This window comes from Pantoea sp. X-Soil-OKNW-713 (genome assembly GCF_059730685.1).
The window spans coordinates 89,792-103,633 of the sequence record NZ_AP035996.1 but is presented as its reverse complement, the minus strand read 5'-3'; the positions used below and the strand labels follow the sequence as shown (position 1 = coordinate 103,633).

Sequence of the window (13,842 nt, the reverse complement as noted above, 5' to 3'; positions counted from 1 at the left end):
CAACCCGCTCATTCATCAAGAATGGGTGAGAAACCACCGTAAATCATGCGTTTGCCATCAAACGGCATCGTCTCGCCCATCTCTTTCATGCGCGGATCGGCCATCAGTTTTTCATTAGCGGCATCACGTACCTCTTTGGAAGGATATTCAATCCAGCTAAACACCACCGTTTCTTCCTCTTCAGCTTTGACCGCCATACGGAAGTCGGTGAGTTTGCCGTCTGGTACATCATCCGCCCAGCATTCAACAATACGGGTCGCGCCGAATTCCTTAAACAAAGGCGCGGCCTTAGCCGCCATTGCCAGATAGGCCTCTTTTTTATCCAGCGGGACCGGCACAACAAATCCATCAACATAAGGCATAGGAATTCCTCCGTCGTTAATGACGCGGCCAGTGGTGGCCGCGAAGATAAAGTGTACGAAAAATAGACCAGTGGGATTTGCGTGACGGGCGGCAAAATGACAGACCGACAGCATTCCAGACTTGCGACGCTGATTTACGATACACTTGCCTTCATCCTCGTTAGTCCATACGGAATTCTATGCGCATTATCATTGATCAGGCTGACCAGCCCTTTATCCAGAGCTTATTTGGCGAGAAAGTTGAGAGCATCGAAACAGAATCTTCCCAGGCGAAACAACTGCATCAGGCACTTCAGGTTGCTCGCCAGCAGGTAAACACCGAGGCAGAACTGGACTGGAAACGCAGCGCCTTATTCCTCGTGCTGTTTGTGTTCCTCTATGCGGGACTGGGTGCGTCGCTGACCTTAGATCTCACCGCCAACAGCTCCAGCCATAAAAGCATTGCTTATGCGCTGGAAGCAGTGCCGGTATTGATCGCCTTTTCCGGGTTTTTCCTTTCTCTGCTGTTCCTGTTTTTTACCCGTAGCAGTGCACGCCGGGTACGTAACTGGGAACGCGGCATTCTGTTGCTGGAAAAGTACACCGCCTGCAACCTGAGCCATCAAATCAATGTGATGGGCGCGCGCACCACACATTATTCTCAGCCAACGATCACCATCTCACTGGCGTTATTTATCAGCGTGACCTGGGTGGTGATGTATAACTTTTTCACTTTTACCACCAGCGGCGTAATTGGTAGCGTGATCTCCTTGTTTATCAGCACCATGACTTATGTGATCCTCGATCTTCAGTTACTTAAGTCCGGCCAGCAGAGCGAAATTGATGAACCGTTGATCCCCGCTGATGACGAAAAAGAGAAAGATTAAATCTGGTGTAGCGGCGCGATTTATCGCGCTGTTTCAGGTGTGTTGAGCGCGATAAATCGCGCCGCTACGATAGCACTTCTACCAGTATCAGCGGGCACTTTCTTACCCGACACGCTTGTGAGTATGCCAGCGAGCACACTGAACACAGATCCCGTACGTCTGATTGGTATTCATATTCGGTGAAATAACGAAACTGGCCACGCTCCGGCTCGGTTCGCCAGAAACGTTGTGGCTCGAGAATTTCATCAAGTTGCCTGAAAGTGAGGGCCGACGGGTTATGAAACCCGACTCTTACACGATAAATAGTCATGATTTGATTATTCGTCTCCAACCTGACATCAGCCAGACGTTATTAGTTTTCAATGCGATAGATCTCACTTATCACTCAGGATGACAGGCCGGATGTTCAGGGTTAAAGTGCTTCTTTTGTCTGATTTTACGAGGGAAAATGAAACGTTTATTTGTCTACGGCACGCTGTGTCCGGGTCGTTCCAACGCGCATATTTTAGAAAATATCGGCGGAGAATGGCTGGCCGGGCATGTGACAGGGACTTTTTATGAACGCGGCTGGGGAGCAGCAGCGGATTTTCCCGGCATTGTGCTGGATAAAAACGGCCCTCGCGTAGACGGTTATCTGTTTTTATCCAATAACCTGGAACCTCACTGGCCGATGCTGGATGAGTTTGAAGAGGGTTATGACCGGGTCGAGGTGGATGTGACCACCGTCGAAGGTCAACGGATCACGGCATGGATCTACCAATTGCAACCGCGCATTGCCTGATGAGCATCGGCGGTCACGGCGATAATGTCCGTGGCCGCCGGTCAGCAATGCCGATCAAAACAACCAAAGCCGTCGTAGTCTGATTTAAAAGGAAAACCTTACCTCATGAAATTTCCATGAGGGAAACAGGGTATAATATTGAAATTAATTTCACCCTGTTTTTCAATCCCTCCACTTATATTAACATCGATAAAAATTAAACATTAAATCCCCACATTATTTAATTAAAAAATTAGGTAAATAGTTTGATTCATTTTCAACCCACGAAACCAAAGGAATATCATGCCTGGCATTACCCTCAACGCGTCAGCATCCACTGCTGCACTATCCATCCCTGATAGCGTAAGCGAACCCAAAACCACACTGATCTTTCCCGGTGACAGCCAGATTGTCACAGGCAGATTCAAGGACGATGTATTAATCTATAAAAAACCAGAGCGCCCGGTCGAAATAAGAACAGCAACCGCCAATGAGATTGCACAGGGGAAATATCCAACATATATACGCCAGGATGGCTTAAAAAAGCTGGAATCGAACGTTGATCTCACTGCTGAATCTATTATTATAAGGAAACCCGATCCTATTTCTGCTAACGGAAGTGTTGATGAGAAAAGCATTATTACCCTCGGTGAACTCACATTCTATAATGAATGGGTAGTAAAAAATATCAATAAAGCCGATGTGTTATATGATTTCAATCCAAATTCATTAAGCACCTCCCCTCTCCGTTGTATCTCGAAAGAGAAACATGTAGAAGTGATAGAAATTGACAAGATGGTTTTAGAGTCACTGGGTGCAAAAGTTGGTGATAAAACCGTAGAGATTTCCGTTCCCTCATGGGGCCCTGATGGAAAGCAAAAAATAGTGGAAGGTGGATTACTGGTCCGAATTTGGCTGGGAAATACCGACAAAGGTGAGCCAGTGTATGAATACTATGGCCTCAGCCTGCTGGATCGAGAGGATTATATTCCTGAGTTTATCGTTCCTCCTGATTTTTCGATAGATCGCTAATCTTCGCACGGTTCATATACCTATTTAGCCGCAGGCGACAAAGCCTGCGGCTCATCCTCTGACTGCGAGCCACTGCGTGTTACCGATCCTCCATGCCGCACTGCCCGACAATGCGCTCCCCAATGTAGTTGCAGGTTTCATGCAACCGACCCGTCACGCAGGTATAAGTCGTCTCGCCATCCGGTCCCGGTGAGATCCGCACTTTTCCACCCCCTGATTTGCAGCAACTTTTAAATTTCGATGCAGTCGCAAAAGTACATTGACGCCCGGAACTTTGACCTCCGGCAGCACTGGTTAACGCCGTCTGTATTGACTGCATCTGCTCAGGATCATCAGAGGTCGCAATCGCCACGTTATTAAGTTGCACACCCGTGGCCTGCATCACATCCTGACCGGTTGATGCGGCGACAGCAATGCCGGTTGCCGCCCCGACCAGTGAAGACACCAATTTCTGATTTTTAGCCTCATTCTCGGCTTCAATCCGTTGGTTATCGATTTGCGCTTGCGCATTGCTGGCGTCCAGCGCGGCCATATATTGTGACTGTGCAACATATCTGCCTGCGATATCCGCTGAGGTCTTACCTAATCCGGTGAAACCTTTTTCGTTCATCACGTCAGCAATCAGCTTATAACGATTGGCCTGAGTATCGTTATAATCACTTTGTCCACCGAAAGGATAAGCCGCCTCCGCTTTACTTTGCGAGGCTTGCAGCAGCGTATATTGTTGTTGTAACTGCTGGTATGATTTTGCGTAGTCTTTGTTATTCGCCATAAAATCCAGCAACGGACGATAATCGTTCGCTTTGGCATCTGGCATGGTATTCAACGATACCGCATAATCATTAATGGTTTTCGCGCTGGTATCACCGTTCTTCATCATTGCCTGATAGGCGGGAATATCCAGCGTCGCCATATCATTCACAAACAGAAAATTCCCTCGCGAGTCAATAATATTGACATACTCTTTGTAGACATCAACCGGGCGGCTATTTTTCTTCGCCTTACCATCGTAAAGTTTAAAAAGATTACCGTAGGTCGAGACGGCCAGGTTCGATCCCCCGATTGATTTATCGAAAGGAGGAATAGCCGACAGCAGTTGATTAAATTGTTTGATTCCTTTCTCATAATCACCGCTTCTGCTGGCGTTTTCTATGATGATACTTTCAAGTTCAAACGTTGTGACTCCCTGAACGAGGGAGAATGTAATGCTTTCTCCATATCGGAACATTTGGAGTATTGACCTGCTGAACAACCAGAAAGTATGAAAGTGATGAGTAGAAAAATATTTTCATATTGACACGTTATTAATTTTATTGGCGTCCTTTTTTCATCGCGAGAAAAGGCGTTTTAATTACCCACGTCACGCGACCGCTGAGTTCCTTTAAGAGGTGGTTTCATCCCGAAACCAAAAGCTAATCTACGGCAACAGCTATAGTGTGTGAAGTGAATATTAACAAGGGTAAAATTAGCGAGATAATCATTAGTAGATTATTGTTTTTTGAGTTGAGATAGTTCCAGTTATATCCTGCGTTTCTTCTTTTATCTTCGTGGTTGGCGGCGTTCTTTTAACCGGAGGTTGATGAATGACTGATAAAATTGGCCTGAATGCGCTATTGCGCCAGCGCGATGGGCACCATGCCCGCGTCACCTGGGAAGAACTGTTTTTCGATCTGGTTTATGTTTTTGCCGTAACGCAACTCAGCCATACCCTGCTACATGACCTTAGCGCCAGTGGGATGTTGCAAACCCTGATTCTGTGGTTTGCGGTCTGGCTTGGTTGGCAGTACACCTGCTGGGTAACCAACTGGTTCAGTCCCGACACGCCACAGATCCGGGCGTTGCTATTTGGCGTGATGGCGGCCGCGCTGGTGATGGCCGCCGCGCTACCTGAAGCATTCGGTGAGCGGGTATGGTTCTTCGTTATCGCTTACATCATCATTCAGGTGGGGCGTACCGCATGGATTGTCTGTATCCTTGGCCCGCAGCATGCCCTGACAGCGAATTACCGCCGGATGCTGGTATGGCTGGTGATCTCAGCGCTGATCTGGTGTGCCGGTGCACTGAGCAGCGGCGGTTTACGCACCGCCCTCTGGGCCTTAGCGGTGCTGTGTGAATATCTCTCGCCAATGACCGGTTTTGCCTTTCCCGGGATGGGACGATCCGCCACACGCGACTGGACTATTGAAGGCGCTCATCTTACCGAGCGTTGCCAACTGTTCGTCATCGTCGCGTTAGGGGAAACCCTGCTGGCCACCGGTGGCAGCCTGGCGGAGAGCGAGGCATGGACCTTCCCGGTGCTCTCAGCCATGTGCGCCACTTTTCTTTCAGCGCTGGCGGTGTGGTGGCTTTACTTTGGCACCTCCGGCGAGCAGGCAACGCAAGCCATCACCCATTCTCCTGATCCCGGTCGCATGGGCGCACGTTTTCACTATATTCACGTCATTTTGGTGGGTGGCATTATCGTGATGGCGGTAGGGAATGACCTCATCCAGGAAGGCCCGGAACATCATGTAACGCTGTTGCATGGCGCGGTGATTAGCGCCGGGTCGGTCATTTTCCTGGTGGGTAGCGCCATCTACAAACGCGTGGTGTACGGTGCTATCCCCATTACCCATATTCTTGGCGCACTGGCGCTGTGTCTGGCCGTGGCGCTAATGCCGGTCCTGACGCTGGAACAGGCCGGTTGGTTGACCACCCTTATCATGCTGATCACCGCCCTGGCGGAATCACGGGTGCATCAGCGCCGCATGATTAAAATGAAAGGTGTATGATAACCATCGTCTTCATTTTTAAGTCTTTATCCATGAAACTCAATTTCGACAATGATCTGACGGTGCGCAAACTTTTCATTTTCTGCACTTACATGGAAAGCGAAAATCTGGCGCGCACCGCAGAAACCCTCGGTATCAGCACTGTCAGCGTGCACCGCGCGCTGCATACGCTGGAGGAGAGTCTGCGTTGCCCGTTGTTTACCCATAAGGGACGCAATCTGGTGGCGCTGCCCGCCGCCTGGACACTGCTGGAGTACAGCCGTGAAGCGTTGCAAACCCTGAGTCAGGGGCTGGAGGAGACGCGCCGCACCGCAGGCATCGGGCTGGGACATCTGCGCATCGGCACTTTGTATTCACTGTCGCTGGAAACCGTGCCGCGTCTGATTATGAATATGAAACTGCGCCGACCGGAGCTGGAGTTAAACCTGACGATGGGTTCGAATCAGGTACTGACGGGGATGCTGCAAAATAATCAACTGGACGCCATCATCATCTCGGTGACGGAAACGGAAATCGATCAAAAGGTGTTTGAGCAGGTCGGATTGTTTCAGGACGACATCTATCTGGCGGTGCCCGGCGCTGAACCCCGCAATGCCACAGAAGATGTCGATCTACGCGCGTACAGTGACAAACCTTTCGTCTCGCTCGATGAAGGATTCGCTACCTTCACTGGCTTTCAGGAAGCGTGCCATGTCGCGGGGTTTGAACCCAATATCGTCACCCGCGTCAATGACATCTTTTCGATGCTCAGTCTGGTGCAGGCCGGTATGGGATATTCACTGGTACCGGGCCGCATGCGTAAACAATACGAACACGATTTGCAGTTCCGCAAGCTGGCCGAGCCCTATCAGATGCGTCAGCAGATCGCCATCGTCTTCGCCCGCAATCGCGAACATGACCCCAATCTGCTGGCGTTAGTTGCGGAGGGCCGGATGTACGCGCTGAGTTTACAGGATAAGGCTCAGCCCCGGGCGTAGAGATGTTGCACCAGTTCCACGCTGCTGCGTTCCAGCGCCAGACACTCGCCCTGCGGCTGTGTACTGCGCGTCAGTCCGGTCAGCACCCCACCTGGCGGCATCTCAATCACCAGCCGCACCTCACGTTCTTCTGCGGCCACCATCGCCTCATGCCAGCGTACCTGGCGCGCCATATTCATCGCCAGATCATCAGCAATGCGCTCCGGTTGCCACAACACCCTGGCGCTGTTACCGCTGAGGTAAGCACAACGTGGCCGTTGCAGCGACAGCTGTTGCATCTGCTGCACCAGTATCCGCGCCGGTTCATTTAATAACGCGCAGTGGGATGGCACGCTGACCGCCAACCGTCGTACACAGTTTGCCCCCTGCGCGCGGGCTTTATCACCGACGGCTTGCATCGCCGCCTCGCTTCCCGCAATCACGATCTGCGCTTCTGAGTTAATGTTGGCGATAAAACTGTGCTGGTTATCCACCAGCGGCTCCACCTGTTGCAGCGGCAAGCCGTTGATGGCGGTGAGGCCATAACCGTGCGGCCAGGCGCCTTCCATCAGATCACCGCGCCGCGCCACCAGCCGTAACGCATCGGCGAAGTCCAGCGCACCGGCAATCACCGCCGCCGGATACGCGCCAATCGACAAGCCACAGACCATATCCGGTTGCACACCCTGTGCCATCAATCTGCGGGCAGCGGAGACTCCGGCAATCAGGAGCGCCAGTTGTACCGCACGGGTATGCTGTAACGCCTCATGGCTATCCAGCCGCGACAGTTCATCACCTAATACCTGCTGTGCCTGTTGCCAGGTGTCATCACGCGGCAGGTCACTGAGCATCCCCGGTCGCTGAGCGCCCTGGCCGGGGAATGTAAACAAGGTTTTCATGGCGTCTCCTCTGCCCAGGGGTTGTCCGTTAAACGCGGTCCGGTTGCGGTTTTTAGCAGCACGCGCCCACTGCGCAACCACTCATTCAAGGCAAAACCGCCCTGCGGTGTCTCGATTTGGCTGTCGGCGCGACAGGGTAGCATCGACAATACCTGTTGCCAGTGGACCACATCAGCGGGACGCAACGGCTTTGGCGCGCGGATCAGCAAATCCAGATCGCTGTCCTGATGCAGCACCGGCAGGCCGGTAGCCAGTGCAAATCCGGTGCTGCCGGTCACGCCCCACTCCCACGGCCAGTGATGCTGACGCAATACCACCAACGCCTGCACCGTTGGATGGTGGTTTAACTGCCTCGGCACCACCAGCATTTCCGGTGACACTACCCGAACCACTTCAGTCGGGGCCACCCATCCTGCCGCCCGTTGATGGCGTGCCTGACCACGCACGCCAACCGGAATCAATCCCTGTTTCATCACATCACGTCGCACCACCACCGGTTGCTGACAATGCCACAGCTCAGCTACCCAGGGGTCTGTCACCCCGAGCAGCGCCGTATCATGGCGCAGCCAGAGTAAGTCATGGGGACGTGCGGTGATGTTCATCATCAGATTCCTGCGGTTAAGGAGATAAACAGCGGCAGCGAGAGGATCGACAGCAGTGAACTTAACAGCAACACCGCTTCCGCATCCGGCGACTGCACGCCAAAACGGTTACCGAATACCACACCAAAGAAACCGGCGGAGAGCGCGATCATCAGAATCGCGGTGATCGCCACGGTGCCATGTAAACCAAACACCAGTACGATACCCCAGGCCAGCGCCGGTTGAATCAATAACTTGGTGACGGTGGAGCTGATCACCATGCTGTTGATTTTCAGTTTGCGCGCCGAGAGGATCACCCCGGTCAGGAACAACGCCGCCGCGGTGGCCGCCAGTCCGAGCGGTTTAATCGAGGCCAGCAACAGATCCGGCATCTTCACGCCAAACGCCGACAGCACCACCCCGAGTAACGGTCCCCAGACGATAGGTTTTTTCACCGAACGCCACATCAGCACCGGCAACATTGCCAGGGTGGAGCGTTGAGTTTCACCCGCCGCACGCGCTTTTTCCCGTTCGAGGATCAGCAGACAAAACGGCGTCATTAGCACCGAACCGCAGGCGATGGACACGGCAACCGACAAGGAAGTCGCGGAACCTTCACCCACCACGCTGCCGAGAATCGGCAGCCCCAGCGCGGCATAGTTCGGCAGTGCCACCGTCAACGTGAGTACCGCGGCGTCCTGTGGCGACTTTTTGAATACGCCAGTGGCGATGAAATACAGCGCTGCATAGGCAATCCACATCGCCAGAGTCAACACGGCAATCAGTGGCATCTGCGCCACGATACCGCTCCACGGCGTTTGCACCGTGGCGCTGAACAACGCGGCGGGTAAAGCAAAATCCATAACAAAAATATTCAGTAGCGAGACGTTCTTGTTATCGACCATCCCGGCTTTGCCAGCCCAGAAACCCAGCAACATAATGACAAAAATGGGTGCGAGGGCATGAAGAATCACGTAAGTCATAAATCACCTGTTATTAGAAGAGTGAATACTGACGCGATGGTGTTTATTTAACAGACGCTACAGTTAGCCGGGTGTACCAACACACCCGGCCCTGTCGCTATCCGGCAGGTTTATTGTTTTTTATGTTTAACTACCAACTGGCGCGCATACGCGCGCGGACATCAGCCGAAGCCTGTCGATTGACAGCGACTTCACCGGAACCACGACGTGGATCCTTGCGGGCATCCTCGATCGCCGCCGCTAAGGTATCGCGAACGCGTTGTACATCAGACGCACCAGGCGCATCGGGGTCGGCGATATTCAGCAGCGAGGACAGCAAACCCAGGGTGGCGTAATTGCTGATGTCATACGCCATCGGCGGTACGGTGGCCGCCAGTTTTTCCAGCGCTTCCACGGTGCGCAGCGTAATACGTGCGGCGGATTCTTTACCCATGGCATGCACCAGTACGCCCGCGTCATTGAAGGCGATCAGGCGATTGGCCTGATAACCGTGCGCCAGAAACGCCCCGGACATCGCCTTACCGACAATCAAGCCGATCACCGGGTGACCTGCCAGACGTGCCTGGGCATACGCCCCTGCTGCACCCGCCAATGCCTGGTGGATACCAAATGCCTCTTCGCGACGACCGTAGGCCTGGCTCGGCACATCAATCACCGCCACAATCGGACGTTTGATGGCGCTGTCGGCATCGGCCGCGAGGGTTTCCTGTACCACTTTCGCCAGCGTCCAGCCTTCCAGTAACCCCACCTCACCTTTGGCAGCGCGCGGATAGCGGTTATGTGCATCCGGGACGACCGCAATGTAACGGACACCGTCGGCGTCAGCGGCCAGCACCGATGGACACAACCCCTGAATCCGCTCTGCACCGCCGGTCAGTTGGTTAAACCAGCGTTCACCACGGCTGTTATTTGTGCTCATTTTTTCACCTCCGGGGCAAAGACCTGATGAATCACAGCCGTACTGGCCTGCTGTTGGGTGTCGAAACGCGTCAGGCGATCAAGGTAAAAGGCGTAGTTTTCGCTACGATGCTGCGCCGGAACGCCCTGAGCGATGGCGGCATCGACGGCGGTTTGCACCGCATTCACGCCATCGCCAACCAGCGCATCGACCAGCCCGCTTTGATAACGGATTTCGCCGCCGGTCATGCTCCAGATAAAGGGACGATCGCGGGAGTCGTACTCTGCTATCCCGGCTTCCTGTTCAATGACCTGTGGACCATTCAGGCCCAGACGCGCTTCACGGGTGACAATCAGATAGCTACATAACGCCGCCGCAATCGACATCCCGCCAAAGCACCCGACCGTACCGGCGACAATGCCGATGACCGGGGTATACCGGCGCAGATCCACAATCGCCGCGTGAATATCGGCAATTGCCGCCAGACCGAGGTTGGCTTCCTGTAGCCGCACCCCACCGGTTTCCAGACAAAGAATGGCCTGCGTCGGGATACCGTTACGGTTGTCCTCCGCCGCCAGCTCCAGCGCGGCGGCCATTTTGGCCCCGGACACTTCACCCATACTGCCGCCCTGGAAGGTGCCTTCAATCGCCACCACCACCGTCGGTTTGCCGTGGCGGCTGCCTTTCATCACCACCATGCCGTCATCGGCCTGCGGCACGATGCCCTGCTGTGGCAACCAGGGCGACATCACACCGGCGAACGGGTCGAGCAATTCGCGTGCGCTACCAGCATCCAGTAGCGCCAGCGCCCGTTGCCGCGCCCGTAACTCAATAAAGCTGCTGTCGTTACGCATGAGCGACCTCCTCAAACACCTGTTCAATGCGGATACGCGCCACACCCGGTGTCGCACCGAAGTCATGAATAACCAGTTGGCCCGCAGGCAAGTCGGTGAGCTGCGCCAGGCGATTGAACAATGCTTCCCAACGCGCGTGACTGTTATTGACTGACGTGGTGATAGCGATGTTCAGAACGTGGCTATCATCCGCCGTGAACAGCACCTCCATATCCCCCGATCCCACCACGCCCGCCAGCGCCTTGCCGCTGAGCGTGCGGCTGGACGGGTATGACAACGTTATGTGTTCCATAGCTACCTCTTAATCATTAAATGTTGCTGCCTGAGCACCGGTGATGCGGTCAAGAAACAGCGTGGCGGCCAGTAAATCGGCGGCCCCACCCGGCGAGGCATTGAACCTCAACATCGCGTTATCCAATTTTTCCAGCGCCTTGCGCCCTGCCGCCCCGGCATAGCCCCCGGCCGCCAGTACCTGGCGCGCACCCTCCTGCATGGCACGCAGTGCCGGTAAACCCGCCCGGTGCAGTACGCAGGTGTCGGTTAGCGAGGTCAGGATGGCCATCAGCGCATCAATGCGTGCTGCCGTTTCATCGGCTCCGGCACGGCGACTGGCATGGAGTTGCGGCAGCGCCAGCCGGGTAATATGGGGAAAGCCTTGCTGCGCCTCTTCACGCGCACCCGGTACACGAAAACGATGTACCACCCGTAACCCTTTGCTGAAGGTTTTCGGGGCCGCGCGATCCGGCAATCGGGCAAGCTGGGCGGCAACCTCGCAGACGCGTTGGCTGTCGCCAGTCCCCGCCAGCATCGCGACAGCGCTAACCAGCAAGCCAAGCGCCCAGATAGCACCGCGATGGGTGTTAACCCCGGCAGTGGCGGCCATCATTTGCCTCTCACCTTCACGTCCCAGTTGTCCGATGGTTTCCCGCAGCGCAATATCCGCCGGTCGTTGCCAGCTTTGTTGTGCCAGTGCGTAGAAGGTAGGCGTCAGGCTACGCGCAGAGCGCTCCATCAGCGCCAGCGTGAGGTCGTGATGCGCCCCACTGCCACGGCAATCCACCAGCCCAGGTTTGGGCGTGAGGTTCACTTCTTCGATCAGACTCGCGCTCGCCATCTGCGCCAGGTGATGCAGATGATGTTCAACCGGTGTGGGTGAGAGTCGTTTCATTACCAGCTCCGAAATTTAGCGGGCGGGTTGTAGAGGCCGTCTGACCACTCGACCAGGTCAGCGACGCTACCGGCAGCCAGCAGTGAACGGGTGGCATCTGAACGACGAATGCCGATATCTTCCGGGAACACCACTTTGCCGCTGCGACGTAATTCAGCCACGCGTTTAGCATCCACACCCAGACCGATATCGGTGATACCCGCCACCGCAGCCACCATCGCCCGACGTTCTTCCAGGCTGGTCGCCCGATAGAGGTAGGCAATACCTTCTTCGGTCAGAACGTGGGTCACATCGTCGCCGTAGATCATTACCGGGGCCAACGGCATACCGGCGCTTTTCGCCACCTCAACGGCATCGAGGGTTTCCACAAAGGTCGGTTTGACGCCCGCCTGGAAGGTTTCCACCATCTGTACCACCAGCTTGCGCCCACGTTGCAACGGATCTGGCTCGTTGATCATTGCCAGCCAGGCGGGAGTGGCATGACGGCGTCCGTGTGGGTCATGGCCCATATTTGGCGCGCCACCAAAGCCCGCCAGACGACCACGGGTGACGGTGGAGGAGTTGCCGAGGCCGTCAACCTGCAAGGTCGAACCGATGAACATGTCCACCGCGTATTGACCGGCAAGTTGACACATCGCGCGGTTTGAACGCATTGAGCCGTCGGCACCGGTAAAGAAAATATCGGGGCGCGCGCGGATGTACTCTTCCATCCCCAGTTCACCACCGAAGCAGTGCACACTCTCCACCCAGCCACTTTCGATGGCCGGGATCAGGGTCGGATGCGGGTTAAGGGTCCAGTGCTTGCAGATTTTGCCTTTCAGGCCGAGTTGCTCACCGTAAGTCGGCAGCAGCAATTCAATCGCCGCGGTGTTAAAACCGATACCGTGGTTAAGTGATTGCACCTGATGTTCGGCGTAGATGCCTTTGATGGCGAGCATCGCCATCAGGATATGTTCCTGTTTAATCAGGCGCGGGTCGCGGGTAAACAGCGGTTCAATAAAGAACGGTTTATCCGCCACCACCACAAAATCAATCCAGGAACCGGGAATATCGACACGCGGCAGATCGCACTCGTCATCCACCAGTTCATTGACCTGGGCGATCACGATACCATCATGGAAGGCAGCCGCTTCCACCAGCGCCGGGGTGTCTTCGGTACTCGGCCCGGTGTACAGGTTGCCTTTTCGGTCGGCTTTATAACCGGCGATCAGCGCCACGTTCGGTGCCAGATCGACATACAGGCGCGAATACAACTCGATATAGGTATGGATAGCACCGATTTCGAGGACGTTATCCTCCAGCAGTTGCGAGATACGCAGGCTCTGCGTACCGGCAAAGGAGAAATCGAGTTTACGGGCGATGCCTTTTTCGAAGATATCGAGGTGCTCGCTGCGCCCGACGCTCGGCATGATCATATGCAGATTATTAACTTTGGCGGGATTGACCTGCGCCAACATGCGCGAGAGAAAATCGGCTTGTTTCTGGTTGTTGCCTTCCAGCACCACCCGGTCACCCGAGGAGATCAACCGTTCAAGCATCTCTGCCATTTGATCGCTCGGTAGCACTTTCCCTGCCACCTTCACTTCTGCCAGTCTCCGCTGTTTTTCGATGCGCCGCGTATTCCAGACGCGCGGCGAATGCTGTCCTGATGACATGACTAACCTCCTGAATTCGCGAATCTCAATGATTGCTTCAACTGGATTCAGTCTGGC

General features: G+C 54.6%; 16 protein-coding genes. 5 read left to right on the top strand and 11 right to left on the bottom strand.

The window, feature by feature from the left end; translation table 11 throughout:
* Positions 1 to 8 precede the first annotated feature (8 nt).
* A complete protein-coding gene (locus AC6I8R_RS20980) occupies positions 9 to 362 on the bottom strand; it encodes a DUF1428 domain-containing protein (protein ID WP_208725922.1) in 354 nt (117 codons plus the stop codon).
* Positions 363 to 541: 179 nt separating this feature from the next.
* On the opposite strand from AC6I8R_RS20980, the gene AC6I8R_RS20975 reads away from it, so the two are divergent.
* Complete coding sequence (locus AC6I8R_RS20975) at positions 542 to 1,228, top strand: RipA family octameric membrane protein (RefSeq protein WP_415174701.1); 687 nt, start codon at positions 542 to 544, stop codon at positions 1,226 to 1,228.
* 64 nt (positions 1,229 to 1,292) lie between these two features.
* On the opposite strand, the gene AC6I8R_RS20970 is transcribed toward AC6I8R_RS20975, so the two are convergent.
* The gene (locus tag AC6I8R_RS20970; protein ID WP_415173501.1) at positions 1,293 to 1,538 is read right to left on the bottom strand and encodes a hypothetical protein; all 246 of its coding nucleotides are present in this window, start codon (positions 1,536 to 1,538) and stop codon (positions 1,293 to 1,295) included.
* 138 nt (positions 1,539 to 1,676) lie between these two features.
* On the opposite strand from AC6I8R_RS20970, the gene AC6I8R_RS20965 reads away from it, so the two are divergent.
* Together AC6I8R_RS20965 and AC6I8R_RS20960 are read left to right on the top strand one after the other, a co-directional pair.
* The gene (locus tag AC6I8R_RS20965) at positions 1,677 to 2,009 is read left to right on the top strand and encodes a gamma-glutamylcyclotransferase family protein (protein ID WP_415173502.1); all 333 of its coding nucleotides are present in this window, start codon (positions 1,677 to 1,679) and stop codon (positions 2,007 to 2,009) included.
* Between the two features lie 282 nt (positions 2,010 to 2,291).
* The gene (locus AC6I8R_RS20960) at positions 2,292 to 3,020 is read left to right on the top strand and encodes a hypothetical protein (RefSeq protein ID WP_497832816.1); all 729 of its coding nucleotides are present in this window, start codon (positions 2,292 to 2,294) and stop codon (positions 3,018 to 3,020) included.
* A gap of 79 nt (positions 3,021 to 3,099) precedes the next feature.
* Here AC6I8R_RS20960 and AC6I8R_RS20955 read toward each other — a convergent pair whose 3' ends face one another.
* Complete coding sequence (locus AC6I8R_RS20955; protein WP_497832815.1) at positions 3,100 to 4,272, bottom strand: hypothetical protein; 1,173 nt, start codon at positions 4,270 to 4,272, stop codon at positions 3,100 to 3,102.
* Between the two features lie 331 nt (positions 4,273 to 4,603).
* Between AC6I8R_RS20955 and AC6I8R_RS20950 the strand changes: the two genes are divergently transcribed.
* Positions 4,604 to 5,791 (top strand): low temperature requirement protein A, encoded by a 1,188-nt coding sequence (locus tag AC6I8R_RS20950; protein WP_415173505.1) that lies wholly within the window; start codon positions 4,604 to 4,606, stop codon positions 5,789 to 5,791.
* A gap of 32 nt (positions 5,792 to 5,823) precedes the next feature.
* Positions 5,824 to 6,768 (top strand): LysR family transcriptional regulator, encoded by a 945-nt coding sequence (locus AC6I8R_RS20945; protein WP_497833053.1) that lies wholly within the window; start codon positions 5,824 to 5,826, stop codon positions 6,766 to 6,768.
* Here the strand turns inward: AC6I8R_RS20945 and mdcH are convergent.
* The 8 genes from mdcH to mdcA form a co-directional block, all read right to left on the bottom strand.
* Positions 6,753 to 7,646 (bottom strand): malonate decarboxylase subunit epsilon, encoded by an 894-nt coding sequence (gene mdcH / locus AC6I8R_RS20940; RefSeq protein WP_497832814.1) that lies wholly within the window; start codon positions 7,644 to 7,646, stop codon positions 6,753 to 6,755. The two genes, AC6I8R_RS20945 and mdcH, sit on opposite strands and share 16 nt — an antisense overlap.
* Positions 7,643 to 8,248: a malonate decarboxylase holo-ACP synthase gene (locus AC6I8R_RS20935; protein WP_415173543.1), complete on the bottom strand. Its 606-nt coding sequence runs from the start codon at positions 8,246 to 8,248 to the stop codon at positions 7,643 to 7,645. Before AC6I8R_RS20935 ends, mdcH begins: the two co-directional genes overlap by 4 nt.
* A 2-nt stretch (positions 8,249 to 8,250) precedes the next feature.
* Positions 8,251 to 9,210: an AEC family transporter gene (locus AC6I8R_RS20930; RefSeq protein ID WP_208725929.1), complete on the bottom strand. Its 960-nt coding sequence runs from the start codon at positions 9,208 to 9,210 to the stop codon at positions 8,251 to 8,253.
* Positions 9,211 to 9,340: 130 nt separating this feature from the next.
* Positions 9,341 to 10,129, bottom strand: a complete 789-nt coding sequence (gene mdcE, locus AC6I8R_RS20925; RefSeq protein ID WP_415173508.1) for a biotin-independent malonate decarboxylase subunit gamma — start codon at positions 10,127 to 10,129, stop codon at positions 9,341 to 9,343.
* Positions 10,126 to 10,962 (bottom strand): biotin-independent malonate decarboxylase subunit beta, encoded by an 837-nt coding sequence (locus tag AC6I8R_RS20920; RefSeq protein ID WP_208725931.1) that lies wholly within the window; start codon positions 10,960 to 10,962, stop codon positions 10,126 to 10,128. Before AC6I8R_RS20920 ends, mdcE begins: the two co-directional genes overlap by 4 nt.
* Complete coding sequence (mdcC, locus tag AC6I8R_RS20915) at positions 10,955 to 11,254, bottom strand: malonate decarboxylase acyl carrier protein (RefSeq protein WP_415173509.1); 300 nt, start codon at positions 11,252 to 11,254, stop codon at positions 10,955 to 10,957. Before mdcC ends, AC6I8R_RS20920 begins: the two co-directional genes overlap by 8 nt.
* Before the next feature lie 9 nt (positions 11,255 to 11,263).
* Positions 11,264 to 12,130 carry a triphosphoribosyl-dephospho-CoA synthase gene (locus AC6I8R_RS20910; RefSeq protein WP_497832813.1) on the bottom strand — a complete coding sequence of 289 codons (867 nt, stop codon included), beginning with the start codon at positions 12,128 to 12,130 and terminating at the stop codon, positions 11,264 to 11,266.
* Positions 12,130 to 13,785 (bottom strand): malonate decarboxylase subunit alpha, encoded by a 1,656-nt coding sequence (gene mdcA, locus AC6I8R_RS20905; protein WP_415173511.1) that lies wholly within the window; start codon positions 13,783 to 13,785, stop codon positions 12,130 to 12,132. The genes AC6I8R_RS20910 and mdcA overlap by 1 nt, the downstream gene beginning before the upstream one ends.
* Positions 13,786 to 13,842: the final 57 nt, after the last annotated feature.